This is a genomic window from Mycobacterium sp. SMC-18 (assembly GCF_045310895.1).
Classification (GTDB): Bacteria; Actinomycetota; Actinomycetes; order Mycobacteriales; family Mycobacteriaceae; genus Mycobacterium.
Genome location: NZ_JBJIAL010000012.1, coordinates 1 through 26,247 on the forward strand (window position 1 = coordinate 1; position 26,247 = coordinate 26,247).

The following is a 26,247-nucleotide window of genomic DNA, read 5'->3' on the forward strand; positions in this document are numbered from 1 at the left end:
CCGCGGCCCTGACCGCCTAAACCATCACATCGAAGAATCACACGACGACGTCGTACACCACGTGGGTGGACTTGACCTACGCGGCTGCGGGGTGATCGCACCATGGCGAGTCAGGATCCGCCAGATCGTGGCCGGTGCAGGCACATCAGCATGGCCCTCACGCTGCAGGGTCCAGTGGATCGAGTGCGCGCCGTGGTCACGGCCGGCCTCCAACAGTTCTTTGCGGCGGCGCAGCACCAGCTCCTCGAGCGCGGCCGCGGTCTGTCCGGGACACGACATCGGCCGACGTGACCGCTGTTCGAGTCCGGCCAGCCCCAGCTGCCCGAACCGTTTTCGCCACTTGTAGAACGTCTGCCGACTGATCTGCTGATCCCGGCAGAACGCCGCCACATTCTCGACCTGCCCGGCCAACGCCGTCGCGGCACGAATATCCATCGCCGTCACCTTCTGGGCCATGAACCACGATGGGTCCACAACCTCACTCAGGTGTCAGCGATGTCCCGAGACATCCATGTGTCAGCGATGTCCTGAAACAGAACACCGCGGTCACCGCGGAAAATCGTGCACAAATCGCTTCTGACGCCGGCGGATTTGTTCCCATCGCATCGTTCTGAGTGCAAACCTGGGTGCCGGGCGCCTCGCGTCGTAGCTTGCACGGTGTGTCGAAAGAACTTCACCTTCTGGCCTTCGGCAACACCCGTTCCGCCGGACCGTGGCGGCATCCCGAGGCGGACAACAGCACCGCGGGTGTGCGGCGCCGGCTGATCAAGCACGCGCAGCTGGCGGAAGCGGGGACCTTCGACGCACTGTTCTTCGCCGACGGGCTGAATTACGGGCCGCCGGCCACCTGGGCCTACAAGATTCCCGAGGACTTCGAACCACTGACCGCGACGGCCGCGCTGTCGTCGGTGACCGACCACATCGGTCTGGTGGTCACCGGCTCGGCGACGCTGCAGCATCCTTTCCACCTGGCGCGGCAGCTGCTTTCGCTCGATCACCTCAGCGGCGGGCGAGCCGGGTGGAATCTGGTGACCAGCTTCGCTCGCGCGGCCGCCGACAACTTCAGCGCGAACGGCGTCGTCGACCACGACGAGCGCTACGCGATCGCCGAAGAAGCGCTCGACGTGGTCCGCAAACTCTGGGACGGCTGGGGTGAGGACACCATCATCGAGGACCGCGCCGCGGGAGTGTTCCACGATGTCAACACGATTCGTGCGGCAGCTCATCACGGCAAGTACTTCGATGTGACGGGCCCGCTGGGTGCCTCGCGCTCGGCGCAGGGCCAGCCGGTGATCTTCCAGGCCGGAGCGTCGACCACCGGGAGGACTTTCGCCGCCCAGCACGCCGAGGTCATCTTCACCAGTCACGGCAATCGCGAACGGGCGCAAGAGTTCTACCGGCAAATCCACCAGGAGGCCCGGCGTCTCGGCCGCCGCACATCACCGCTGATCACCCCGTCGTTCCGCTACATCATCGGCTCGACGGAGGACGAGGCGCGCCGCGCCGAACGCGACGAGTACGAGTACTTCAGTCCCGAATACCAAGCCGCCTGGCTGCTCGAGGTCGAAGTCGACGTCGTCGGCGCCGACCTCGACGGGCCCGTGCCCGCCTCGGCTTTCCCCGAATCCACACAGACGCACCAGACCGCGCTGGCCGGATACCGCGCGCTGGCCGCGGAGAGCCCGACGGTGCGGGACTTCCTGTATCGCACCGTCAACGGCTGGGGCGCCGGCGTCGTCGGTACCCCGGAGCGCATCGCCGACGAACTCGAGGAGTGGTTCACCCAAGGCGCCGCAGACGGTTTCGTCCTCCGCGACTCCGGCCTGCCCGGTCAGGCCGAGCTGTTCGTCGACCAGGTGGTGCCGGTGCTGCGCAAGCGCGGCCTGTTCCGCCACGAATACGCGGGCACGACGTTGCGATCGCATCTCGGGCTGGAGGTCCCCGCCCGATGACGGAGCCCTTCGTCCTGGCCGGTTTCACCATGTCGACGGTGTCGCACGGCAACTTCGGGATGTGGCGCCACCCGCAGGACCAGACGTACCGGTACACCGACCTCCGGTACTGGGTGGAGCTCGCGCAGCTCTTGGAGGCCGGCGGCTTCGATCTCCTCTTCATCGCCGATGCGGTCGGCCAGCTCGACGTCTTCGGTGGCAGCGCGCAGGCGGCACTCACCAGCGCGGTGCAGACTCCGGTCACCGACCCACTGCTTGCGGTGTCGGCGATGGCGGCCGCCACCGAGCATCTCGGCTTCGGTATCACGGTGTCCACCACGTACGAGAGTCCGTACCTGCTGGCGCGCAAGTTCAGTACGCTCGACCACCTCACCGGTGGGCGGATCGGGTGGAACATCGTCACCTCGCTGCTGGACAGCGCCGCCCGCAACATCATCGGCCGCGACCGTCAGATCCCGCACGATGAGCGGTACGCGATGGCGCAGGAATTCCTCGAGGTCACCTACAAGCTGTGGGAAGGGTCCTGGGAACCCGGCGCGGTAGTGCGCGACCGCGACCGTGGCGTCTACACCGACGCCGACAAGGTGCACCCCATCGGGCATCACGGCCGCTACTTCAGCGTGCCGGGTGCGCATCTGGTCGAACCGTCCCCGCAACGCACTCCCGTGTTGTTCCAGGCCGGAACATCGACGGCGGGAAGGGAATTCGCGGCGCGCAATGCCGAATTGGTGTTCGCCAGCGATCCCCGTCCGGAGGTGTTGCGCGCCAACATCGCCGACATCCGGCGTCGCGCAGTGCAATACGGGCGGCGTCCGGACGCCATCAAGTTTCTGACCTCGGTCGAGATCGTCACCGACAGCACCGATGCCGCCGCACAGGCGAAGGCCGACGAACTGGCGCGTTACCACGATCTCGAAGCCGGTCTGGTGCTGTTGTCGGCGCTGTCGGGTGTCGACTGGTCCGGCTACGGGGTGGACCGGCCGATCGAACAGTTCGACACCGACGCGAGCCGGTCGATCCTGGCCGCCGTGGCCGATCCCGATGCGCGCCAGCGTCTTACGTTGCGTGACTATGCCGGTGGGCTCGGCGGCTTCGGGGGCGCGTTGTTCGTCGGCTCCGGCCGCACCGTCGCCGACGACCTGGAAAGTTACGCGGAGCGCGCGGGCGTCGACGGCTTCAACATCTCGTATCACATCACACCGGGCAGCTTCGTCGATGTCGCCGAACACCTGATCCCCGAGCTGCGCCGGCGCGGGCGAGCGCGGGAGGCCGGTTCTTCGGAGACGTTGCGACAGCGAATTTTCGGCGGCGCGTCTGCACTGCTGCCCGACGATCATCCCGGTACCGCGTTCCGGCATCAAAGAATCGCGTCGATTTGATCGCTGCCGTATCGACCGTGACTGGAGGAAAGTGAATATCACGGTAATAGATCGGTAAATACCTGTGCGGCAAAGCATTACGCGATACGCAGGGTGGAAAGGCAGGCAACGTGTCCGCACCGAATCGCGTGGAACTGGCCGGTCGCGCACTGGCCTCCGCGCAAGGTCATGGGTTACAGAACGACGCGCTGGGATTCTGGGGGGTCTTCGCGCAGGGGCTGGCGGCCGCCGCACCCAGTGTGGCGCTGGCGTCGGTGCCCTTTTCGCTTTTCGTGGCCGCCGGTAACGGAGCGACCTGGGCGGTGCTCGTCGGCTTGGCCATCACCGTGCTGATCGCCACCACCATCAGCTTCCAGGCCCGGCGCACCGTGTCGTCGGGCTCGCTGGGCACCTACACCGGTAACGGGCTGGGCCCGGGATTCGCCTACGCCGCAGGTTTCAGCCTGTTGATCGGATACATCGGTTTCGCCACCACCGGCACCCTGGGCGGCGTCGTCTACCTCGACTCGTTCCTGGAATCCATCGGATTGGGTTCGCAGGCAACGTGGTTCCGGCTGCTGCTGGTGGTGATCATCGTCGGCGTCGCGACGTACCTGCCGTTCCGCGGTGCGTCCATCGCAGCCAAGTACGAGCTGGTCTTCGAGCTGATCGCCATCGCGTCGATTCTGGTGATCATCGTCGCCTCGTATGTCGGCTATGGATTCCGCGTCGATTGGGAGCAGTGGAACCCGGCACACCTGGGCAGCAGTACCACTTTCATTGCCGCGGTATCGGCCGTCGGTTCATACGCCGGCTTCGAGAGTGTCGCCTCGCTCGGCGCGGAAGCCAAAGACGCACACCGCAATATCGCCCGCTCCCTGCTGCGGGTGGTTTTACTGCTGGGTGTGCTCTACGTCGTGTCGACCTATCCGCAGATCCTGCACTTCAACTCGATCGACGGTGACAAGGCGATCCTGCCGCAGCTCGCGGACTCCACCGGCGTGCACTGGGTGAACCAGGTCGTCAGCGCAACCGTGGCGATCGCGTTCATCGTGTTCGTCACCGCTGTGACCACCGCCGCGGCACGGTCGCTGTTCACCTTCGCCCACGAGGGTGCGCTGCCGGCCGCGTTGACCAAGGTGCATCCCAAGTACAAGACGCCGTGGGTCGGCATCGCCTTCATCGGCGTGCTGTCCTTCGTCTTCTCGGTGGTGGCCACCGTGAGTTCGGCCGGCCGCGTGGTGTTCGACGTCTACGGCGCTTTCGTGGCCAATTGGGGATTCCTCGTCAGCTACCTGCTGGTCGTCGTCGCAACGCCCATCTGGCTGTACAAGATTCGGGCCCTCACCCCGGTGCGGCTGGCCGTGTCCGTGGCCGCGACGCTGGCCATCGGGTACGTCATCTTCAGCAATTTCTATCCGGCACCGAAGTTCCCGTTCAACATCCTGCCGCTCATCTATGCGGGCATCCTGCTGGCGGGGCTGGCCTGGTACTGGTATCTCAAGCGCACCCGGCCTGAGGTGGCCCGTCGGATCGGCAGCATTCAGACCCTGTCCGAATCCGAGCAGCAGCGGCTGATCGACGAAGGCATCCTCGAAGTGCTCGATCACCGGGCCGAGCAGACGAGTGCCGATGACGATCGTGAGCCGGACCGCGACAAGGAGCCGGTGGCCCCATGACAGTGGAAGCAGAACGCCGCGTGACAAGCTGGACGGTGACACCTGCGACGCCGATCGACCATCCACAGATCGCCGATTTCCTGGCCACCACTGTCGGTATCGGGGGACGCAAGTTCGCGGCTGATTCCCGTGATATCGCCGAACAATTCGACGACGCCCTACCCGACGCGCTGCTGGTGGTGCACGACGAAGCGCAGCGCGTCCGGGGCTACGCGGCATTGCACGAGCCGCACGGGCTGGCCCCGGAGTTCCTGGCGGACTTCGTCTTCGACCCGGCGACCGCGGACGACGTCGTCGACGCGACTGTCGTGGCGGTAGTCGCCCGGTTCCAACGGGAAGCCGCCGTGATCCCGAAAGCGTTCCTGCGCAGTTTCATCGGGCCCACGCAGCAGATCGCCCTCGACGCCCTCATCCGACTCGGCGCCACGGAGGAAGGCCGCTTCATTCGGACCCGCAAGTCCCTGGAAGACGAGGACGCCGAGGACCTGCAGGCCCTGACGCTGTCCGGACTCACGTTGCTGAGCTGGCCGGAGGTGATCGAGCGGGGTCTCACCGAACAGGTGCGCAGTCTGCAGTTCGACACGTTCCTCGAACACTTCGGCAACATGTCCAAGTCGCCGGAGAGCTTCGCCCACCACATCGAGAGTCGTGCTTTCACACCGGATTTCAGCAACGCGGTGGTGAACGAAGCGGGCGAGGTGGTCGGGTACGTGCTGGGCTCGACCTACACCCACCTGACCGGCGACGCCGAGGAGCGCAGCGCGCACACCGACTACATCGGCGTACGCGCAGACGAACGCAAGCGCGGGATCGGTGAATTCCTGCTGCGCAAGATCTGGCTGGCGGCGCTGCGCCGCGGCCTGTCGATCGCGTCGCTGGGCACCGATATCAACAATGCGAGCAAGGCGCACCTGCTGTATGCCCGACTGGGATACGTCGCGGTCGAACACCAGTCCGCGTACCGCATCGACTCGGAAGGATCCGCCAAATGAGCTCCACCGCAAACTATCTGCAGACTCCGACCGCCGATCTCGACGACCTACGGGCGCACTTCGCGCCGGTGTTCGCCAAGATCGCCGAGGCGAATCTGGACCGCGAACGCACGCGGACGTTTCCGCACGAGCAGGTGAGCCTGCTCAATGAAGCGGGGTTCGGCACGCTGCGAATCCCGGTGGAGCGCGGCGGTTTCGGCGCCTCACTGCAGCAGGTGTTCCTGCTGCTCGCCGACCTCGGGGAGGCCGATGCCAACGTCGCGCACATCTGGCGCAACCATCTGGCCTTCGTCGAGGACCGGCTGAACGCACCGGTATCCGATACCAATGACATCTGGATCAACCGGTTCCGGGCCGGTGAATTCGTCGGTGGTGGCTGGACGGAGGCCAACAACGTCACGCTCGCCAACCTGGTCTCGACCGTCACCACCGAGGGAGACCACTACCGGGTGACGGGCACGAAATTCTATGCCACGGGCAGTCTTTACGCGGACTGGCTCGATGTGCTCGGCCGCGGTGACGACGGCGAACTGCTCACCGCACTGGTGCGCGCCGACGGTCCCGGGGTCACCCTGGTCGACGACTGGGACGGCTTCGGCCAGCGCACCACGGCCAGCGGGACCGCCCGCTATGAGCGGGTGCGGGCCGAACGCGGCGATGTGTTTCCGGCCGCCGAACGGTTCGCCTATCAGGGCCACTTCTACCAGATCGCGATGTTGTCGGTACTGACCGGAATCACGCGGGCCGCGCTGCGCGACGGCTCGGCGGCTCTGCTCGGTCGTAAGCGCAACTACCCACAGGGCCTGACCGAGGTGCCAGCTCAGGACGCGCAGCTTCTGGCCGTCATCGGTGAGGTGTCCGCCGACGCGTTCGCGGCGGAAGCCGCACTTGCCAAGGCCGGCGAGGCGCTGGACCGCATCGCCGGAGACGACGACGGCGCGCGGCGGCGGCTGATCGCGGCCGAGGTGGCGGTGTCCCAGGCGCAGCTGGTGATCATCGCGGCCGCCCTGCGCGCCACCACGACGATCTTCGACGCGCTCGGTGCATCCGGGGTGTCGGAAGTGCGTGGCCTGGACCGGCATTGGCGCAACGCCCGCACACTGGCCTCGCACAATCCGCGGGTGTACAAGGCGCGCATCCTCGGCGATCACCTGATCAACGGCACCGACCCGGTGCCCGACTTCGCCGCGCTCGGGCGTGGGGGACAAGGCAATTAGGCGGCCTCCGCCGTCGGGTCAGACCGCGTGACGCGGTCCTGCTGAGTGCTGGTGCGGGTGTAGTCCCGGGATCATCATCGGCACCTCGGCGCGGTAGTTCTGGTACGGGGCTCCGAGGCCGGCCACCAGGTCGTGCTCCTCGAGCTGGATCGCGATCAGGATGTACCCGGTGGTGGCGAGCGAGAACAGCAGATGACCCGCCGTCATCATCGGGGTGGCCCAGAACGCGATGATGAAGCCGACCATGATCGGGTGCCGCACCACGCGATAGAACATCGTGGTCCGGAAAGGCAAGTCCCGGTAGGGTTCTCCGCGCCACGCGAGATACACCTGGCGCAGCCCGAACAGATCGACGTGGCTGATCATGAACGTCGACATCAGCACGATCGCCCAGCCCACCCAGAACAGGGTGAGCAGCACGTAGCGCCCGGCCGGTGCGGTGACGTGCCAGACGACCTGTGGCATGGTCCGCCATTGCCAGTACAGCAAGCCCAGCAGCAGGCTCGACATCAGCACGTAGGTGCTGCGCTCGATGGATTGCGGCACGACGCGCGTCCACATCCGTTTGAACGCCGGCCGGGCCATGACGCTGTGTTGCACCGCGAACAGCCCGAGCAGGATCAGGTTGACCACGACGGCCTCGCCGATCGACGCGGTGATGCCGTTGTCGACGGTGCGGGGCACCACCACGTTGCCCACGAAGCCGACGGCGTAGAGGAACGAGGCCAGGAACACCGCGTAACACAGCACGCCGTAACCAAGTGTCAGATAGCGCTTCATCCTGTCCTCCGATTCTCGGAATGATCCGGTGACGACGTCCGCACCGGTCGACTCGCACGCGGCGTCGGGGACGGCCCTAGGCGCGGCCTGGATGTCGGGAACGATTGGGCCCAACGAGAGGGGAGGGGCCGGCAGACCGCCGGTCCGTGACGTCACACCTGGTGCCGCAGCCCCTGGTCACTCTTCCAATATATTCCTGGCCGGAGATACGCGAAAACCCCCAGTTTTCCGCGGAAAACTGGGGGTTTTCGGGTCTGCTCGTGAGGGTTAGGGCGAGCCCTCCGCGATGCGGCGGACCGCATCGATGAACACGTCGATCTCCTCGAAGGTGTTGTAGAACGCGAACGACGGACGCACCGTCGCCTCGAGTCCCAGGCGCCGCAGGATTGGCTGGGCGCAGTGGTGCCCGGCCCGCACCGCGATGCCTTCGGCGTTGAGCGCCTTGCCGACCTCGAGCGGCTCGTGCCCGGCCAACACGAAGGACAGCACGCTGGCCTTCTCGTCGGCCGTGCCGACCAGCCGCACCCCCGGAATGGCCGCCAACCGCGGGGTGGCGTACTCCAGCAGCGCGTGCTCGTAGGCCGCAATCCGTTCGATGCCAACACGTTCCACGTACCGGATCGCCTCGCCGAGGCCGACCGCGTCGGCGATGTTGCCGGTGCCGGCCTCGAACTTGTTGGGCGGTCCCTGGAACACCGAATGCTCCAGCGTCACGTCCGCGATCATGTTGCCGCCACCCTGCCACGGCGGGGTTTCGGCCAGCACGTCCTCGCGGCCGTACAGCACGCCGATGCCCGTCGGCCCGTAGATCTTGTGCCCGGAGAACACGAAGAAATCCGCGCCGAGTTCGGCCACGTCGATCGGGACGTGCGGGATGGACTGCGCCCCGTCGATCAGCACCCTGGCCCCGTAGCGGTGACCCAGCTCGACGATCGTCTTGACCGGCGTCACCGTACCCAGCGCATTCGAAACCTGCGTGGCCGCAACCAGTTTCGTCCGCGGTCCCAACAGGTCCTCGAACTCGCCGAGCAGCAGGTTGCCGGCGTCGTCGACCGGTGCGACCTTGATGACCGCGCCGGTCTGCTTCGCGATCAGCTGCCACGGAACGATATTGGCGTGGTGCTCCAGGTGGGTGATGACGATCTCGTCACCCGGGCCCAGGTGCTTGCCACCCCACGAGTACGCCACCAGGTTGATGGCCTCGGTCGTGCCGCGGACGAAGATGATCTCTTCGGTCTTCGACGCGCCGATGAACCGCCGGACCGCCTCGCGGGCATCCTCGTAGGCATCCGTGGCCCGTGCCGCCAGTTCATGCGCGGCCCGGTGGATGTTCGAGTTCTCGTGGGCGTAGAAGTACGCCAGCCGGTCGATGACCGACTGCGGCTTCTGCGTCGTGGCCGCGTTGTCGAACCAGATCAGCGGCTTGCCGTTGACCGTCTCCTTGAGGATCGGGAAGTCGGCCCTGATCGCGTTGACGTCGAAGACCTCGTGGTCGTCGGGCACCACCGGAACCGGCTCGGCAGCAACGGATTCCGCCGGAGGCTGGAGGAAGTAGTAGCTTCCCGCATCTTCCGAGGGCGCCGGTGCGCCGGACCAGTTCAGCTCCGGTACAGAGGGCACTGTGCCTGGCCAGGTCGGCGCGGAGCCGCGCGGCGCGACAGGGGCGCTCGGCGGCGCAGCCAGAACCCCCGGCACCGTCGGGACCAGACCCGACGGCACCGCGAACGCCTCCAGCCCGCCGAACGGCGCCACCGGGCTCACCGCGTTACCCCGCGGTGCGACCGGCGCCGTGCCCGGCGGAATGCCTTCCGGCCCAGGCGAAGTCGGGGCCGGAGCGAACAGCTCCGGCACCGACACGAACTCGCCCGGCGTGCCCGGGTGCGCCAGACCGGCCGCGGTGGCGGCCGCCGACGTCCCGGTGGTCGCATCCGGAGCCACCCCGCGCGGTGCCACCTGAGTGGTCACCGGCGGGCTGTCCGGACCGGGCCGGAAACTGGACGCGAACAGCTGACTGGCCAGCGCGGAGAGTTCGGCCTCGCTCAGCGGCTGGTCACTTGTACTCATGGAAGTGGTCCACTCCGACGTCCTCGAGGACCGCCAGTGCGTCGTCGGTGAGCACCGCCAGCGACGAGTACAGCGTGACCAGGTAGGACGCGATCGCCGACCGGTTGATGCCGGTGAAGCGCACCGACAGGCCCGGGGCCTGCTCGCCGACCAGGCCAGGCTGGAACAGGCCGACCACGCCCTGACGCTCCTCGCCCGTGCGGACCAGGATGAACTTGGTCTTCCCGTCCACGACCGGCACCTTGTCCGACGGGATGATCGGGATGCCACGCCAAGTGATGAACTGGGCGCCGAACAGGCTGACGACTGGTGGCGGCACGCCGCGACGGGTCGCTTCCCGGCCGAATGCCGCCACACCGAGCGGGTTGGTCAGGAAGAACGCGGGGGTCTTCCACACCTTGGTGATCAGCGAGTCGAGATCGTCGGGGGTCGGGGTGCCGCGCAGCGTCTGGATGGTCTGCTCGGGGGTGACCTGCGACAGCAACCCGTACTCCGGGTTGTTGATCAGCTCGGACTCCTGGCGTTCCTTGATGGTCTCGATGGTCAGCCGCAGCTGCTGGGCCACCTGGTCGTGCGGGCTGGAGTAGAGGTCCGACACCCGGGTGTGCACGTCGAGCAGCGTCGAGATGGAGCGCAGCGTGTACTCGCGCGGGCTGGTCTCGTAGTCGACGTAGGTCTCCGGCAGCGGGTCCTCGTTGCCCGAACCCTGCTCGGCAGCGATGGCGACCTGTTCGGGGTTGACGACGCGGTTGACGCGGTAGATACCTGCCTCGACCGGCACCCAGCTCAGCAGATGCAGCAGGAATCGCGGCGTGATGGTCGACAGTTGCGGAACTGTCTTGGTGGCATTGGCTAGCTGCCTTGCGGCGAGATCGCCGAGGGCCTGCGATTCGTTCTGCGCAGACGTCATGGGGGCTACCTCCGACGGGTCGTGGTGGGGATGCGGCGGCCACGATACGGCTTTATGGGGGCCTCCACAGGGTTAGCGCGCAGCGTGGTTGAAAAGGATTTGCTGTGACGAATTCGGCCGTGGCTTTTCTGCGTGAGTGCCGTATGGTAGGCGGCGTGACCCACGACGGAGAACTGCGCATGCCCATGCGGCGCTGCTTCGTCGTGCCGTGTTGTTGTTGTTGATTTTCTGACGCCGGCCCTCTGCGTTCTGCCCGCCCATCTTCTGGCGGTGCACGTAAACGCGCTGTTCACAGCCTCCAGAAAGCAACACCGCAATGCCCTCCTCCTCTCTGCTCGCACCCACCCGCACTGCCGTCACGGTCCGCCGGACCGTGCGCCGGGACGCCGAGATCACCCGGATGACCCGCTACCGCGGCGGCACCTATTCGCCGACCGTCGACACCGTGGTGTTCACCGACGGGACGACGGCGCGCACCGACCTGATCCGGCTCAACCCGAACATCGATGCGTACTCGCTGGACTTCCTCGGCGTGGCCCCCACCCGGCCGTCGCAGTACCGGCCCGCGAACTGGTCGGCGGTCCCCAACGTGGCGGCGCGCGCCTTCGAGGCCGAGGTCGACTGGATCATCCGCAACTCGTACCCCACGCTGGGCACCGTCGAGTTGAGCCGCCGGGTACGTGGAGCGGGCCACCTGAGCGGTGACGCGCACCTGGCCGAGCACGAGGCCATCGCCGCGACGCAGGCTGCGATCTGGCATTTCACCAACGGCCTGCGCCTGGACAACCGTCCCCTCAACGTGCCGGTCGCGGTCACCACGGAACCAGGTGCCATCACCTTCGAGTTCGACGGCGAGCCCCAATTGGGCAGCTACACGGTCGAACTGACGAGTGACGCCGCCGTCTCGCTGGTGCTGCAGAAATCGGTCGACGGGACGTCGTGGCGCGATGTCGCCGCGTCGGGCCTCAACGTCGCGGCCGGTTACGGGCGCCACCGCCGGGGCATCGGCGTCGGGGCCACCGCGTCGGACAGCCGTCCGGGCCGCCAGCACCGCGGGTACCGCTTCTACCGGCTGCAGGTGATCGCCGACAGCGGGGCCTTCGTCGACATCGAAGGCGTGAGCTTCACCCTCGATGGATCCGGCAACTACCGCAACGCCGAACGTGTTGTCGCGCTGTACAACCACCTCGTCGCCGGTGCCGAGGCGGCGCGGAGCCTGACGGTGGTGCCGCGGCTCATCGCCGACCGCGCGGTGGTCGGTGACGTCGTCGGTCCGTTCCGGTTCGAGGCCACCGACGCGGCCGCGCTCACCGCAGTCGGCGGAACGCTCGTCGACGCGGCGGGGCAGCCGATCACCACCCCCGTGGTCCCGGGCAGCGACATCTACCTGCGTCCGCTGTCAGGTGCCCGTCGGGTGACCGTCACCGCGAGTGTGCCTGCGGCACAGAATGGTTTCGGCGGCCGCGTCATCACCGGGGTGGCGCACGACAGCAGCCTGACGCCCGTCGCCCTCGCGGTGCCGACGCCGACCGTGATCGACTTCGAGCTCACCTTCTAGCCGCGGGATTTGTGCACGTTTTTCCGCGGCCACCGCGGAAAAACGTGCACAAATCGCTCACTACATCGGCGCGTTGGCGGGCTGGAACACCCCGCTGCTGTCGGCTTCCTCTTCGGCGCGGATGACGTGCACGACGGCGTTGATCAACGCCAGGTGGGTGAACGCCTGCGGGAAGTTGCCCAGGTGCCGGCCGGTGCGCGGCTCGATCTCCTCGGCGTACAGGTGCAGCGGGCTGGCGAACGACAGCAGTTTCTCGCACAGGTGCCGGGCCCGGCTCACCTCGCCGATCTCGACCAGCGCCGACACCAGCCAGAACGAGCAGATGGTGAAAGTGCCTTCCTCGCCGGACAATCCGTCGTCGGTCTCCTCGGTGCGGTAGCGCAGCACCAGGCCTTCCTCGGTGAGCTCTTCGGCGATGGCCATCACCGTCGCGCGCACCCGGGGATCGTCGGCGGGCAGGAACCGGGTGAGGATCGCCAGCAGCAGTGAGGCGTCGAGGGCGTCGTCGCCGTACCGCTGCGTCAGCACGCCACGCTTGTCCACACCGTGGGCGAGGACGTCGGCCTTGATCTCGTCGGCGATGGCGCGCCACTGCTGCGCGTAGGACTTTTCCCCTTGCAGCTCAGCGAGTTTCGACCCGCGATCCAACGCCACCCAGCACATGATCTTGCTGGAGGTGAAGTGCTGCGGTTCGCCGCGCACCTCCCAGATGCCGCGGTCGGGTTCCTTCCAGTGCTTGATCGCTTCTTCCACTTGGTTTTTCAGCACCGGCCAGAGCATCTCGGGAATCTGCTCGCGGGATTTGGCGTGCAGGTACACCGAGTCGAGCATGGTGCCCCAGATGTCGTGCTGCATCTGGTTGTAGGCGCCGTTGCCGATCCGGACCGGCCGCGAGTAGTCGTAGCCGGACAGGTGATGCAGTTCCTCTTCGACGAGGCTGCGTTCGCCGCCGACGCCGTACATCACCTGAAGGGGATGGCGCTCACCGTTGTTGGCGCCGGACACGTCGGCGATGAACGAGAAGAAGTCGTCGGCCTCGCGGTCCAGGCCCAGGGTGTACAGGCCCCACAGTGCGAACGTGGAGTCCCGGATCCACGAGTACCGGTAGTCCCAGTTCCGTTCGCCGTGCGGCGTTTCCGGCAGCGAGGTGGTGCTCGCCGCCAGCAGGGCGCCGGTCGGGGAGTACGTCAGGCCCTTGAGCGTCAGCGCGCTGCGCTGCAGGTACGACCGCCACGGGTGGTCGGGGAAGTCGCCGACGTTGATCCATTGCCGCCACGCCTCGCTGGTCTTCCACATCTTGTCGGAGGCCTCGTCGAAGGTCTGCGGCGCCGGGTGCTTGGACCACGAGAGCGCCACGAAAACCTTGTCGCCCTCGGTGAGCCGGGTCCGGGCCCGCGCCTCGTGGCCCTCCAGGCCGATCCGCAGGTTGGTGGTGAGCCGCAGCGTCGGGTGCGCCTCCGGGTTCTTGCCGGCCCGCGCGATCGCCTCGCCGTAGGCCGCGGCCGAGTACTCCCACGTCGCGCTCTCGCGGTGGTAGTCGAACGACGGCTCACAGCTCATGACGAACTCGACGGTGCCGCTGACGCAGCGGACGGTGCGCAGCAGGATGTGCTCGGCGTCCCAGTCCATCGGGGTGCGACGGTGTGTGCGCGAACGGGTTTCGATGTCGTGCCACGGTCCCATCACCAGGGCGTCGCGCACGATGGCCCAGCCCGTGTGCGTCTGCCACGTGGTCTCCAGGATCAACGAGCCCGGCAGGTACCGCCGCGCCGACGGCACCGTCACGCCGTAGGGCGCCAGCCGGAAGTGGCCGGCACCACGGTCCAGGATCGAGCCGAAGACGCTGGGGGAGTCCGGCCGCGGCACGCACATCCACTCCACGGAGCCCGCAGACGAGATCAGGCAGGTGTTCTCGCAGTCGGACAGGAAGGCGTAATCCGCGATGGGCGGGAACGGCGTGCGGACCGCCGTGGAGATCGCACCGCCCGTCAGATCATCGCCCGCGGCGGCGAGGTGGGGAATCCCGTGGCCGTTCGCCAGGATGTGGCCTGGGTCGCTGGATTGGCCCGACTTGTCCGTTTGTGGCAGCACCATTCGCACATCATCGACTGCATCTGCGGTTGGCGTCCACCGAACGCCCTCGCGGGGGCCTGCCGGGTTCGGCCCAACGCGATTCGAAAGGGCGCACACCGTAGGGTGGGAATCGATGAACGGCATTCTGAATTGGTGGGACGGCGTCGAGCTGTGGCTGTCCGGACTGTCGTTCGTGGTGCAGACGATCATCGTGATGCCCGTGGTGCTGGGCCTCGCATATGGCCTGGCAGTGCTGCTCGACGTGGCGCTGGGCTACTCCATCACCCTGCTGCACCGGGCCCGCCACGTCGAGGAGGACGCACTGTGAACGGACTGCCGCAGTCGCGGGTGACGCTGATCCTGGTCCTGCTGGTGGTGCTGGTCATCGTCACGTGGCTGTTGACTCGCTGAGCAGTTGCTACCAGCCGACCTCTGATATTCTTCCCGCCATGCACGCAGCGTCCGGCACAACCGAGGGCCACATCCTGGCTCTCATTGCCGTGGGTACCCGCGCTGTTGCTGACGTCGCCTGTTGTCGCTGACCCGTTTCCGTCCGCGGTTTCTGGGATCGGCGTCGGCTTCTGCTATGCCCACGTGCTGATCAATCACCCTTGCCGTGTGACGGGTAATCCATCCGTAAACCAGCAAGGAAGGTTCATCAATGCACAAGATCATCAAGAACTGGCGGCCCGCCACCGCGGTCGCTGCCGTCGTGGCCAGCACCACGGTGCTCGCCGCTTGCGGTGGCGGCGCGAGTGACACCGCCGGTGGTGGCGGTGCACAGTCGGGTGCCAACACCACCCTCACCCTGGTGGCCTACGCCGTGCCGGAGCCCGGCTGGAGCAAGATCATCCCGGCGTTCGCCGCCACCCCGGAGGGCAAGGGCGTCGCCGTGACCACGTCGTACGGCGCCTCGGGCGACCAGTCGCGCAAGGTCGAGTCCGGCGCTCCCGCCGACATCGTCAACTTCTCGGTGGAGCCCGACGTCACCCGCCTGGTGAAGGCCGGCAAGGTCAGCAAGGACTGGAACGCCGACGCCACCAAGGGCATCCCGTTCGGTTCGGTGGTGTCGCTGGTGGTGCGCAAGGGCAACCCCAAGGGCATCAAGGACTGGGACGACCTGCTCAAGCCGGGCATCGAGGTCGTCACGCCCAGCCCGCTGAGCTCGGGTTCGGCCAAGTGGAACCTGCTGGCCCCGTACGCCGCGAAGAGCAACGGTGGCAAGGACGCCCAGGCCGGCATCGACTTCGTGCGGCAGCTGGTCGTCGAGCACGTCAAGACCCGTCCGGGCTCGGGCCGCGAAGCCACCGACCTGTTCCTGCACGGCACCGGTGACGTGCTGATCAGCTACGAGAACGAGGCCATCAACGTCGAGCGCCAGGGCAAGGACGTCGAGCACGTCAACCCGGCACAGACCTTCAAGATCGAGAACCCGGTGGCGGTCGTGACGTCGGGTCCGCACCAGGACAAGGCCAACGCGCTGAAGAACTTCCTCTACACCGCGGATGGACAGAAGCTGTGGGCGCAGGCCGGGTTCCGTCCGGTCGATCCGGCCGTGACCGCCGAGTTCGCCAAGGACTTCCCGACCCCGGAGAAGCTGTGGACCATCGCTGACCTCGGTGGATGGAAGACCGTCGATCCCGCGTTGTTCGACAAGGAGAACGGCAGCATCACCAAGATCTACAAGCAGGCCACTGGATGACATCCGCAACCACGTTTGACGGCACCCCGGCCCGGCCCGAGTCCACCAGCAACGGTGGCTCGACCGGGCCGGGGTCCGGCGTACGGCACGCATTCGGCACCACGTCGTTGCGCGTGGGGGCGGCGAGCATCTGGCTCTCCGTCATCGTGCTGCTGCCGCTCGCCGCGATCCTGGTCCAATCCGCTCGCGGCGGCTGGGGTTACTTCTGGTCCGCGGTCACATCGAATTCGGCCATCGCGTCGTTTCGCGTGACGCTCGAGGTCTCGGCGGCCGTCGCGCTCATCAACCTGGTCTTCGGGCTGTTGGTGGCGTGGGTGCTGACCCGGGACGACTTCGTCGGCAAGCGACTGGTGGACGCCGTCATCGACCTGCCGTTCGCGCTGCCGACCATCGTGGCCAGCCTCGTGATGCTGGCGCTGTACGGTCCGGCCAGCCCGGTGAATCTGCATCTGCAGCACACCAAGTGGGGCATCGGCGTCGCGCTGCTGTTCGTCACGCTGCCGTTCGTGGTGCGGTCGGTGCAGCCGGTGCTGCTCGAACTCGACCAGGAGACCGAAGAGGCCGCCGCGTCGCTCGGCGCCAACAACTTCGTCATCTTCACCAAGGTCGTACTGCCGGCGCTACTGCCGTCCCTGCTGTCGGGAGCCGGCCTGGCCTTCTCCCGCGCCATCGGTGAATTCGGTTCGGTGGTGCTGATCGGCGGCGCGGTGCCTGGCGAGACCGAGGTGTCGTCGCAGTGGATCCGCACCCTGATCGAGAACGACGACCGTACCGGCGCGGCCGCGATCTCGATTGTGCTGCTGGTGATTTCGTTCCTGGTGCTGTTCGTGTTGCGGGTCATCGGATCGCGGGCGGCCAAGCGTGAGGAGCTGGCGCCATGACTCTCTCGCCACTGGTCCGCTACCTGGCCCGGTACGTGGCGCTGGCCTACATCACCGTGCTCGTCATCGTGCCCGTCGGCCTGATCCTGTGGCGCACGTTCCAGCCCGGCCTGGGGGAGTTCTTCGCCCAGATCACCACGCCGGCAGCCATTTCCGCGCTGCAGCTGTCGCTGCTCGTCGTCGCCATCGTGGTGCCGCTCAACGTGCTGTTCGGCGTCCCGACCGCACTCGTGTTGGCCCGCAACCGGTTCCGCGGCAAGAGCGTGCTGCAAGCGGTGATCGACCTGCCGTTCGCGGTGTCGCCCGTCGTCGTCGGTGTGGCCCTGATCCTGCTGTGGGGCTCGGCCGGCCTGCTCGGCTTCGTCGAGAACAGCTGGGGCCTCAAGATCATCTTCGGCTTCCCCGGCATCGTGCTCGCCAGCATCTTCGTCACGGTTCCGTTCGTGATCCGCGAGGTCGAACCGGTGCTGCATGAACTGGGCACCGACCAGGAAGAGGCGGCCTCCACCCTCGGCGCGCAGTGGTGGCAGACGTTCTGGCGTATCACGCTGCCGTCCATCCGCTGGGGCCTGACCTACGGCATCGTGCTGACCGTCGCCCGCACGCTGGGGGAGTACGGCGCCGTCATCATGGTGTCCTCCAATCTGCCCGGCCAGTCCCAGACCCTCACCCTGCTGGTCTCGGACCGGTACAGCCGCGGCGCCGAATACGGCGCCTATGCCGTGTCGACTCTGTTGATGGCGGTCGCGGTGATCGTGCTGATCGTGCAGGTAATCCTCGACGCCCGGCGTGTCCGGGCGGCACAATAGCTTTTCGATAGGAAGAACCGATCATGAGTGACGAGCAGAAGCAGGGCAGCACTCCCGCCATCACGGTGCGTGGTGCCAACAAGCGGTACGGCGACTTCGCGGCCCTCGACAACGTCGACTTCGACGTGCCCGAGGGCTCGCTGACCGCGCTGCTGGGCCCCAGTGGGTCGGGCAAGTCCACGCTGTTGCGGGCCATCGCCGGCCTCGACACCCCGGACACCGGCACCATCACCATCAAGGGCAACGACGTCACCGGGGTGCCGCCGCAGCGCCGCGGCATCGGGTTCGTCTTCCAGCACTACGCGGCGTTCAAGCACCTGACCGTGCGCGAGAACGTCGCGTTCGGCCTGAAGATCCGCAAGAAGCCGAAGGCGGAGATCCAGGAGAAGGTCGACAGCCTGCTCGAGGTCGTGGGCCTCAGCGGCTTCCAGACGCGCTACCCCAGCCAGTTGTCGGGCGGCCAGCGTCAGCGCATGGCGCTGGCCCGGGCCCTCGCGGTCGATCCCCAGGTGCTGCTGCTCGACGAGCCGTTCGGCGCCCTCGACGCCAAGGTGCGTGACGACCTGCGCAGCTGGCTGCGCCGTCTGCACGACGAGGTGCACGTGACCACGGTGCTCGTCACGCACGACCAGGCCGAGGCGCTCGACGTCGCCGACCGGATCGCGGTGCTGAACAAGGGCCGCATCGAGCAGGTCGGGTCCCCGACCGAGGTCTACGACAGCCCGGCCAACCCGTTCGTGATGTCGTTCCTCGGCGCCGTGTCGACCATCAACGGCACGCTGGTGCGCCCGCACGACATCCGCGTGGGCCGCAACCCCGACATGGCGATCTCGCAGGCCGACGACGACGTCGCGGCCACCGGCGTACTCCGCGCCAAGGTCGACCGCGTCGTCGTCCTCGGCTTCGAGGTTCGCGTCGAGCTGACGACCGCAGCGGACCACACGCCGTTCACGGCCCAGATCACGCGCGGTGACGCCGAGGCGTTGCAGCTCATCGAGGGCGACACCGTGTACGTCCGGGCCACCCGCATCCCGCCGATCGCGGGGCAGACGCAAGAAGTCGAGGCGGTCCTCGCCGGGGCCTGAGCCACCAGGGATCACGCACTGCGGCCGCGCAACCAGACTGGTTGCGCGGCCGCAGTGTTTTGCGTGTTGACCCGGTGGCCGGGTGCGTCAGATGTACATCGCGGGGTCGATGTAGGTTGTCGGGTCGACGGCGGGTTCGCGCTGTTTCTCGGTGCGCGGGCGCACGATCGCTGGAATGCCGGTGGCGATGGAGTCCGCCGGAACATCGTGTGTCACAACGGCATTCGCGCCGATGGCCGAGTCGTCGCCGACGAGGATGGGGCCGAGCACCTTGGCGCCGGCGCCGACGGTCACGCGGTTGCCGATTGTCGGGTGGCGCTTGCCCTTGTTGAGGCTGCGGCCGCCGAGGGTCACGCCGTGGTAGACCATGACGTCGTCGCCGATCTCGGTGGTCTCGCCGATCACCACGCCCATGCCGTGGTCGATGAAGAACCGCCGCCCGATGGTCGCACCCGGGTGAATCTCGATGCCGGTGAGGAACCGCGTCACCTGAGCCAGCACGCGGGCCGGCCCACGCCCGGCCGGCCGGGCCCACAGCCGGTGGGCCAGGCGGTGCGACCAGATGGCGTGCAGGCCGGAGTACACCAGGGCGTTCTCGAAGTCCCCGCGTCCCGCCGGGTCGTGGCTGCGCGCGTTGTCCAGGTCCTCGCGGAGGGTCGAAAGAGCCCCGGCGAACAGCGTCATTTTTGTTTCTTTTCCCGTCGCTTCGCTCGCCCCGGTCAGTCCCGGATGTGCTCGTACAGCGCCGTGGAGACGTACCGCTCGCCGAAGTCGGGGATGACCACCACGATGAGCTTGCCGTCGTTCTCGGGACGCTTGGCGAGCTGCAGGGCCGCCCACACGTTGGCGCCCGCCGAGATGCCGCCGAGGATGCCCTCATCGGTCCCCAGCGCGCGCGCCACCTCGATGGCGTCCGGGAACGCGACGTCGATGATCTCGTCGTACACAGACCGGTCCAGGACCTCGGGAACGAAGTTCGCGCCGAGGCCCTGAATCTTGTGCGGCCCGGCCTGGCCGCCGGTGAGAATGGGGGAGTCGATCGGCTCGACGCCGACGATCTTGACGTCCGGCTTGCGGGCCTTGAGGACGTGCCCGACGCCCGTCAGGGTGCCGCCGGTACCGATGCCGGCGACGAAGATGTCGACCGCACCGTCGGTGTCGGCCCAGACCTCCTCGGCCGTGGTCTTCTCGTGGATCGCCGGGTTGGCGGGGTTGGCGAACTGATCGGCGGCGACGGAGTTCGGGGTCTCGGCGAGAATCTGCTTGGCCTTGGCGACGGCACCGGCCATGCCTTCTGAGCCCGGCGTCAGCACGATCTCGGCGCCGTAGGCGCGCAGCATCACGCGTCGCTCGAGAGACATGGTCTCCGGCATGGTCAGGATGACCTTGTAGCCGCGGGCCGCGCCGACGAGCGCCAGCGCGATCCCCGTGTTGCCGCTCGTGGCCTCCACGATGGTGCCACCGGGCTTGAGTTCACCGGACTGCTCGGCGGCGTCGACGATCGCCACACCGATGCGGTCCTTCACGCTGTTCGCCGGGTTGTAGAACTCCAGCTTCGCGACGACCTGCGCGCCGGCGCCTTCGGTCAACCGGTTGAGCCGGACCAGCGGCGTGCGCCCGACCAATTCGGTGACATTGGCGTAGATCTTGCCCATCGGTGACCTCTCGTCGGCGCTAGCTTGGTGAAATTGTGATGCCCGCGCAGGCACCTGCCGAATCTGCTGAATGGCGGGTGTCCCGTCAAGGGTTTCATTCATCACAAAATCTATCTGTTTGCGACAACGCGCGAGCCCGGGGTGGGTATTTCACACCTCGATGCGGGAGCCCAGGATCACCGTGCGGTCGAGGGGCAGCCGGAAGTAGGCCGCGGCATCTGACGTGATGTAGGACGTGCCGATGAAAAGCCTTGTCCGCCATGGGGCCATCGATGGTTCCTTGCCCATCACCAGATCGACTTTGGACAGGAAGTAGGTCGCACCGGCCAGATCCAGTGGACCTTCGGTGCGAGCCGAGTCGAGCAGCGCCAGCGCGGCGGGCACGTCGGGCCGGTCCATGTATCCGTAGGTGGCCGTGACGTGGATGATGCCGTCGTCGCGGTAGCCCAGATCGTCGACCGCCAAGCGGGCGCCGTCGGCGACCCTCGGCACCGTCGCGGTCTCGAGCGACAGCACCACGACGTGCTCGTGCAGCATGCGGTTGTACTTCACGTTGGCGCGCATGGCCAGCGGTGCGGTCTCGATGCCGCGGTTGAGGAACACCGCGGTGCCCGGCACCCGCGTCAACGGCGGATCGCTGGTGACGATCGATTCCACGAACTGCCGCAGCGGGCCTTCGACCGCGTCACGGGCCCGCGTCACCACCGCGCGGCCGTCCTGCCACGTCGTCATCACCGTGAACGCGATCAACCCGATCAGCAATGGCAGCCAGGCGCCGTGGACCAGCTTGGTGAGGTTGGCGGCGAGGAACAACAGGTCCACGGTGAGCAGCGGGACCCCGATCGTGATCACGGACCACAGGGGCCAGTTCCACCTGGCACGGGCGATGTTGAGGAACAGCAGCGTGGTGATGGTCATGGTCCCGGTGACCGCCATGCCGTACGCGTAGCCCAGCGCCGCGGAGCTGCGGAAGGCGAAGACCAGGGTCAGCACCGCGATCAGGAGCATGCTGTTGATCCACGGCACGTAGATCTGGCCCATCGTGGACGCCGACGTGTGCAGGATCCGCAGCCGCGGCAGATAACCGAGGTGTGCGGCCTGGGCGGCGACGGAGAACGCCCCGGTGATGACGGCTTGCGACGCGATCACGGTTGCCGCGGTGGCGAGCAGGACCATCGGCAGCCGGCCCCATTCGGGCGTCAGCAGGAAGAACGGGGCATCGTGGACGTTCGGGTTCTGCAGCAGCAGCGCGCCTTGCCCGAAGTAGCTCAACATGCAGGCCGGGAACACCAGCAGCAGCCAGGCGACGGTGATCGGTTTGCGGCCGAAATGCCCCATGTCGGCGTACAGGGCCTCGGCGCCCGTCACCGACAGCACCACGGCGGCCAGCGCGAAGAACGCGATGTGGAAATGCCCGGCCATGAAGCCCAGCGCGTACAGCGGATTCAGGGCGCGCAGGATCTCGGGCTCCCTGATGATGCCGCCGACGCCGCAGGCGCCGATCACCGTGAACCACACGATCATCACCGGACCGAAGAACTTGCCGACGACCGCGGTGCCGCGGTGCTGCACGCTGAACAACGCGATGATGATCACCGCGGTGATGGGCACCACCCAGTCCGCAAGGCCCGGGTCGATGGTTTTCGAGCCTTCGACGGCCGACAGCACCGAGATGGCCGGGGTGATCATCGAGTCGCCGAAAAACAGTGCGGCACCGAGGATTCCGAGCGCGGCGAGGAAGGCCGCGGTGCGCCTGCCGAGCTTGTTCGACGACTGCTTCACCAGGGTGATCAGCGCCATGACGCCGCCCTCGCCGTCGTTGTCGGCGCGCATCACCAAGCTGACGTAGGTGATGGTGACGATCAGCATCACCGACCAGAACACCAGGGAGACGACGCCATAGATGTTGTCGTGGCTGATCGGCACCGGATGCGGGTCATCGGGGTTGAACAGCGTCTGCATCGTGTAGATCGGGCTGGTGCCGATGTCGCCGAACACGACGCCCAGTGCGCTGATGGCCAGGCCCGCTCCCAGCCCCTTCCGACCGGTGTCGGGGTGTGTGCCCACGCGCGGCGTCTCCTTCGTCCGGATCGTTGACCAACCGTCCGGATCGTAGGCGACGTAGCCGTGCAGTGTTGTCAGGTTCGGACTGCGCCCGACGGCGGGTTGCGCCGGTTGACGCGTCGGCACACCAGCAGCACCGTCGCCGGCAGCGCCATCATCGACAGCAGTTGCAGCAGCTCAGACATCGGCGATCCCGAAAATTCGCATGAGGCCGAGTCAACCGGCGCCGTCGGTGCAATTCCACGATCTATACGCAATCCATACGGCGCCGGCCGCGGTCTTGCCGGGATTCAGACGAGTTACGCGGCGCGTGGAATCGCGGCGACCTCGTCGAAGCGGTCCAGTACGGTCTCGGCGACGAGCCGGTGTGCGCCCAGCGGCTGGGCCATGGCGAGGTGTTGTGCCGCAGCGAATTCGGCGACGCGATCGGTGATCGTGCCGTGGGCCAGGAACCAGGGCGCGATGACCAGACGCGTCGCACCCTGATCCCGCAACAGCTCGGCGGCTCGGGCCAGGTTGGCGTGCGGGCCGGTGGCGAACGCCGTCGTGGCGTGCCAGTGGGTGCCCGCGGCGAGCCCGGGGGCCACGGTGGCGGTGCGTGCGTTGGCGGCCGCCGACGACGACCCGACAGCCGTCACCAGGACGCCGACGCTCGAGTCCAGCCGGGACACCCCGCAGTGCGTCAGCCGCTGGCTCAGCACGTGGATCAGCCGATCGTCCTCGCCGAGCACGGCCGCTTGCCGGACCGCCGGACCGGCGTCGGCGATCATCGCGGGGATGTCGACGCGCGCGTGATAGGCGTCGGCCAGCAGCAGTGGCACCACGACGCCGTCGGCTGGGGAGTCGGCCAGCACGTCCCGCAGATTCGGCGAATTCTGTTCGCAGAACGCCACTTTGACGTCGACGTCGCGCCGTAGGGCGGCCACGGTGCGGGCCACCTCACGGGCGTTCGCCGCAGACCGCGGATCGGCACTGCCGTGCGCGGTGAGGATCAGTTGCACGGGTTCCTTCCCGTCGCTGCGCTCGCCCAGGGCGAACTCAGGACGCGTGCAGACCGCACTCGGTCTTGGCCAGACCGGCCCAGCGACCACTGCGGGGATCGGCGCCCTCGGCCGGCTTCTGGGTGCACGGTGCGCAGCCGATGGACGGATAGCCCTCGTCCACAAGCGGATTCACCAGAATGCCGTTGGCTTCGATGTACGCCTGCATGTCGTCATCGCTCCACGCGGCGATGGGGTTGATCTTCACCAGACCGAACGCCTCGTCGAAACTGATCAGCGGCGCGTTGGCGCGCGTCGGCGCCTCGACACGGCGGATGCCCGTCACCCACGCCGAGTAGCCCTTGAGTGCCTTGGACAGCGGCTGCACCTTGCGCAGGTTGCAGCACTGCGCCGCATCACGCGCGAACAGGTCCTTGCCGAGAAGCTGGTCCTGCTCGGCGACGGTGTGCTCGGGCGTCACGTTCACCACGTGCACGCCGTAGACGGCCTCGACGGCGTCCCGGGTGCCGATGGTCTCGGCGAAGTGGTAGCCGGTGTCCAGGAACAGGACATCGACGCCGGGACGGACCTTCGCGGCCATCTCGACGAGCACAGCGTCCTGCATGTTGGACGCCACGACATACCGGCCGGCGAAGTTCTCGTCGACCCAGCGCAGCAGTTCCTCGGCGCCGGCGTCGGCCAGTTCGGCAGCGCCGCGCTCGGCGAGTTCCCGTAGCTCGGTTTCAGTCATGGCTGTGTTCACCAAGGTCACCTCAAGTCAGCTTCGTCGGCCCGAACGGCCCACTGGGCAAAACGCTCTCCGGCCTCGCGTTGTTTCACGAAGTTGCGCACGACACGGTCGATGTAGTCACCGAGCTCGGTGGCCAGCACCTTGTGCTGACGCAGCTTGCGCCCGAAACCGCTGTCCAGGCCCAGGCTGCCGCCCAGGTGCACCTGGAAGCCCTCCTCGGGACCGTTGCCGTCGTCGATCATCTGGCCCTTGAAGCCGATGTCGGCGATCTGGATACGGGCGCACGAGTTCGGGCAGCCGTTGAGATTGATCGTGACCGGCACGTCGAGCTGCGAGTTCAGGTCGGCGAGCCGCTGCTCGAGCTCGGGCACCAGCGACTGCGCCCGGACCCGGGTCTCGGCGAACGACAGCTTGCAGTACTCGATACCGGTGCAGGCCATCAGGTTCTTGCGCCAGTGCGACGGCCGGGTCTGCAGGCCAAGCGCGTCCAGGCCGGCGATCAGTTCCTCGACCTTGTCGTCGGGCACGTCGAGGATGATCAGCTTCTGGTACGGGGTGAGGCGGATCCGGTCGGAGCCGGCGGCCTCGGCCAGGTCGGCGACCTTGGTCAGGATGGTGCCCGACGAGCGGCCGGCGATGGCCGCGACACCGACGGCGTTCAGGCCGTTCTTCAGCTTCTGCACGCCGACGTGGTCGATGGTGTGCGGCACCTGCTCGGGCGCCGGGCCGTCGATGAGCTTGCGGCCGAGGTATTCGGTCTCGAGAACTTCGCGGAACTTCTCCACGCCCCAGTCCTTGATCAGGAACTTAAGGCGGGCCTTGGAGCGCAGACGGCGGTAGCCGTAGTCGCGGAAGACCTTGGTGATGCCCTCCCAGACTTCGGGCACCTCCGCCAGCGGCACCCACGCGCCGAGGCGCTGGGCCAGCATCGGGTTGGTGGACAGGCCGCCGCCGACCCAGACGTCCAGGCCGGGGCCGTGCTCGGGGTGGTTGACGCCGATGAAGGCGATGTCGTTGATCTCGTGCGCGACGTCCTGCAGACCCGAGATGGCGGTCTTGTACTTGCGCGGCAGGTTCGAGAACTCCGGGTTGCCGACGTAGCGGCGCACGATCTCGTCGACGGCCCAGCTCGGGTCGAGCACCTCGGTGAGGGACTCACCGGACAGTGGGCCACCGAGCACGACGCGCGGGCAGTCGCCGCACGCCTCGGTCGTCTGCAGACCGACCGATTCGAGGCGACGCCAGATCTCCGGCACGTCCTCGACGCGGATCCAGTGGTACTGGATGTTCTCGCGGTCGGTGATGTCGGCGCTGTCGCGGGCGAACTCGACCGAGATTTCGCCGATGGTCCGCAGCGCGGCGCTGGTCAGGGCGCCGCCGTCGCAGCGCACCCGCATCATGAAGTAGGGCGCCTCGAGAAGGTCGGCGTTGTCGTCGCCGGTGTAGGTGCCGTCGTAGCCCTGCTCGCGCTGCGTGTACAGACCCATCCAGCGGTAGCGTCCGCGCAGATCGTCCTTGCTGATCGACTCGAAGCCCTGCTTGGAGTGGACGTCGATGATGCGCTGCCGCACGTTGAGGGCGTCGTCCTCCTGCTTGAACACCTCGTTGGGGTTCAGCGGTTCACGGTTGCCCAGCGCCCACTGGCCTTCGTCGCGGGTCTTGGCGGGTTTTGCTGTTGTCACTGGGTGGTTTCCTTCGCGCAAGAGCTGGCGTTGGATCACGCGTACACCGGGGGGC

At 67.2% G+C, this 26,247-nt stretch carries 23 protein-coding genes; 12 read left to right on the forward strand and 11 right to left on the reverse strand.

The annotated features are described in order from the left end of the window. Nucleotides 1–24: 24 nt before the first annotated feature. The gene (locus ACJH6J_RS12750) at nt 25–435 is read right to left on the reverse strand and encodes a helix-turn-helix domain-containing protein (RefSeq protein ID WP_406804029.1); all 411 of its coding nucleotides are present in this window, start codon (nt 433–435) and stop codon (nt 25–27) included. Between the two features lie 224 nt (nt 436–659). Here ACJH6J_RS12750 and ACJH6J_RS12755 point away from each other — a divergent pair, with 224 nt between their 5' ends. The 5 genes from ACJH6J_RS12755 (at nt 660) to ACJH6J_RS12775 (ending at nt 7,198) form a co-directional block, all read left to right on the forward strand. Continuing rightward, complete coding sequence (locus ACJH6J_RS12755; RefSeq protein WP_406804030.1) at nt 660–1,952, forward strand: NtaA/DmoA family FMN-dependent monooxygenase; 1,293 nt, start codon at nt 660–662, stop codon at nt 1,950–1,952. After that, entirely contained in the window at nt 1,949–3,331 is a 1,383-nt protein-coding gene (locus tag ACJH6J_RS12760) for an LLM class flavin-dependent oxidoreductase (RefSeq protein WP_406804031.1), read from the forward strand. The genes ACJH6J_RS12755 and ACJH6J_RS12760 overlap by 4 nt, the downstream gene beginning before the upstream one ends. A 110-nt stretch (nt 3,332–3,441) precedes the next feature. After that, a complete protein-coding gene (locus ACJH6J_RS12765; protein WP_212812275.1) occupies nt 3,442–4,989 on the forward strand; it encodes an APC family permease in 1,548 nt (515 codons plus the stop codon). Next, complete coding sequence (locus ACJH6J_RS12770; RefSeq protein WP_212812274.1) at nt 4,986–5,981, forward strand: N-acetyltransferase; 996 nt, start codon at nt 4,986–4,988, stop codon at nt 5,979–5,981. Before ACJH6J_RS12765 ends, ACJH6J_RS12770 begins: the two co-directional genes overlap by 4 nt. Then, entirely contained in the window at nt 5,978–7,198 is a 1,221-nt protein-coding gene (locus ACJH6J_RS12775; protein WP_212812273.1) for an acyl-CoA dehydrogenase family protein, read from the forward strand. Before ACJH6J_RS12770 ends, ACJH6J_RS12775 begins: the two co-directional genes overlap by 4 nt. A gap of 18 nt (nt 7,199–7,216) precedes the next feature. Here ACJH6J_RS12775 and mddA read toward each other — a convergent pair whose 3' ends face one another. The 3 genes from mddA to ACJH6J_RS12790 all read right to left on the reverse strand — a co-directional run bounded on the left by mddA (nt 7,217) and on the right by ACJH6J_RS12790 (nt 10,952). After that, nucleotides 7,217–7,978 (reverse strand): methanethiol S-methyltransferase, encoded by a 762-nt coding sequence (mddA, locus tag ACJH6J_RS12780; RefSeq protein WP_406804032.1) that lies wholly within the window; start codon nt 7,976–7,978, stop codon nt 7,217–7,219. Between the two features lie 267 nt (nt 7,979–8,245). Further along, nucleotides 8,246–10,042: a family 2A encapsulin nanocompartment cargo protein cysteine desulfurase gene (locus ACJH6J_RS12785; protein ID WP_406804033.1), complete on the reverse strand. Its 1,797-nt coding sequence runs from the start codon at nt 10,040–10,042 to the stop codon at nt 8,246–8,248. Then, nucleotides 10,029–10,952 (reverse strand): family 2A encapsulin nanocompartment shell protein, encoded by a 924-nt coding sequence (locus ACJH6J_RS12790; RefSeq protein ID WP_020102129.1) that lies wholly within the window; start codon nt 10,950–10,952, stop codon nt 10,029–10,031. The genes ACJH6J_RS12785 and ACJH6J_RS12790 overlap by 14 nt, the downstream gene beginning before the upstream one ends. Before the next feature lie 316 nt (nt 10,953–11,268). Here ACJH6J_RS12790 and ACJH6J_RS12795 point away from each other — a divergent pair, with 316 nt between their 5' ends. After that, nucleotides 11,269–12,510: a thioester domain-containing protein gene (locus ACJH6J_RS12795; protein WP_406804034.1), complete on the forward strand. Its 1,242-nt coding sequence runs from the start codon at nt 11,269–11,271 to the stop codon at nt 12,508–12,510. Between the two features lie 60 nt (nt 12,511–12,570). Here ACJH6J_RS12795 and ACJH6J_RS12800 read toward each other — a convergent pair whose 3' ends face one another. Further along, nucleotides 12,571–14,604, reverse strand: coding sequence for a glycoside hydrolase family 15 protein (locus ACJH6J_RS12800; protein WP_406804035.1), 2,034 nt, complete (start codon nt 14,602–14,604; stop codon nt 12,571–12,573). 112 nt (nt 14,605–14,716) lie between these two features. Between ACJH6J_RS12800 and ACJH6J_RS12805 the strand changes: the two genes are divergently transcribed. The 6 genes from ACJH6J_RS12805 to ACJH6J_RS12830 all read left to right on the forward strand — a co-directional run bounded on the left by ACJH6J_RS12805 (nt 14,717) and on the right by ACJH6J_RS12830 (nt 19,060). After that, nucleotides 14,717–14,911: a hypothetical protein gene (locus tag ACJH6J_RS12805; protein WP_346414397.1), complete on the forward strand. Its 195-nt coding sequence runs from the start codon at nt 14,717–14,719 to the stop codon at nt 14,909–14,911. Between the two features lie 121 nt (nt 14,912–15,032). Further along, a complete protein-coding gene (locus ACJH6J_RS12810) occupies nt 15,033–15,125 on the forward strand; it encodes an Ms4533A family Cys-rich leader peptide (protein ID WP_350224460.1) in 93 nt (30 codons plus the stop codon). A 119-nt stretch (nt 15,126–15,244) separates the two neighbouring features. Next, on the forward strand, nt 15,245–16,285 hold the full coding sequence (locus tag ACJH6J_RS12815) for a sulfate ABC transporter substrate-binding protein (RefSeq protein WP_346414398.1): 1,041 nt from the start codon (nt 15,245–15,247) through the stop codon (nt 16,283–16,285). Continuing rightward, entirely contained in the window at nt 16,282–17,166 is an 885-nt protein-coding gene (cysT, locus tag ACJH6J_RS12820; protein ID WP_346414399.1) for a sulfate ABC transporter permease subunit CysT, read from the forward strand. Before ACJH6J_RS12815 ends, cysT begins: the two co-directional genes overlap by 4 nt. Beyond that, nucleotides 17,163–17,975, forward strand: a complete 813-nt coding sequence (cysW, locus tag ACJH6J_RS12825; protein ID WP_318985331.1) for a sulfate ABC transporter permease subunit CysW — start codon at nt 17,163–17,165, stop codon at nt 17,973–17,975. The genes cysT and cysW overlap by 4 nt, the downstream gene beginning before the upstream one ends. A gap of 23 nt (nt 17,976–17,998) precedes the next feature. Then, nucleotides 17,999–19,060 carry a sulfate ABC transporter ATP-binding protein gene (locus tag ACJH6J_RS12830; protein WP_318985330.1) on the forward strand — a complete coding sequence of 354 codons (1,062 nt, stop codon included), beginning with the start codon at nt 17,999–18,001 and terminating at the stop codon, nt 19,058–19,060. A gap of 87 nt (nt 19,061–19,147) precedes the next feature. Here the strand turns inward: ACJH6J_RS12830 and epsC are convergent, their stop codons facing one another. The 6 genes from epsC to ACJH6J_RS12860 form a co-directional block, all read right to left on the reverse strand. Further along, on the reverse strand, nt 19,148–19,744 hold the full coding sequence (gene epsC / locus ACJH6J_RS12835) for a serine O-acetyltransferase EpsC (protein ID WP_318985329.1): 597 nt from the start codon (nt 19,742–19,744) through the stop codon (nt 19,148–19,150). A 35-nt stretch (nt 19,745–19,779) separates the two neighbouring features. Beyond that, nucleotides 19,780–20,715, reverse strand: coding sequence for a cysteine synthase A (gene cysK / locus ACJH6J_RS12840; RefSeq protein WP_406804036.1), 936 nt, complete (start codon nt 20,713–20,715; stop codon nt 19,780–19,782). Between the two features lie 150 nt (nt 20,716–20,865). Further along, nucleotides 20,866–22,782 carry a potassium transporter Kup gene (locus ACJH6J_RS12845; protein WP_318985327.1) on the reverse strand — a complete coding sequence of 639 codons (1,917 nt, stop codon included), beginning with the start codon at nt 22,780–22,782 and terminating at the stop codon, nt 20,866–20,868. A gap of 296 nt (nt 22,783–23,078) precedes the next feature. Next, the gene (locus ACJH6J_RS12850) at nt 23,079–23,780 is read right to left on the reverse strand and encodes a sirohydrochlorin chelatase (protein ID WP_406804037.1); all 702 of its coding nucleotides are present in this window, start codon (nt 23,778–23,780) and stop codon (nt 23,079–23,081) included. Between the two features lie 37 nt (nt 23,781–23,817). Beyond that, nucleotides 23,818–24,510, reverse strand: coding sequence for a phosphoadenylyl-sulfate reductase (locus ACJH6J_RS12855; protein WP_406804038.1), 693 nt, complete (start codon nt 24,508–24,510; stop codon nt 23,818–23,820). Nucleotides 24,511–24,527: 17 nt separating this feature from the next. Then, nucleotides 24,528–26,192 (reverse strand): nitrite/sulfite reductase, encoded by a 1,665-nt coding sequence (locus tag ACJH6J_RS12860; protein ID WP_212812264.1) that lies wholly within the window; start codon nt 26,190–26,192, stop codon nt 24,528–24,530. Nucleotides 26,193–26,247: the final 55 nt, after the last annotated feature.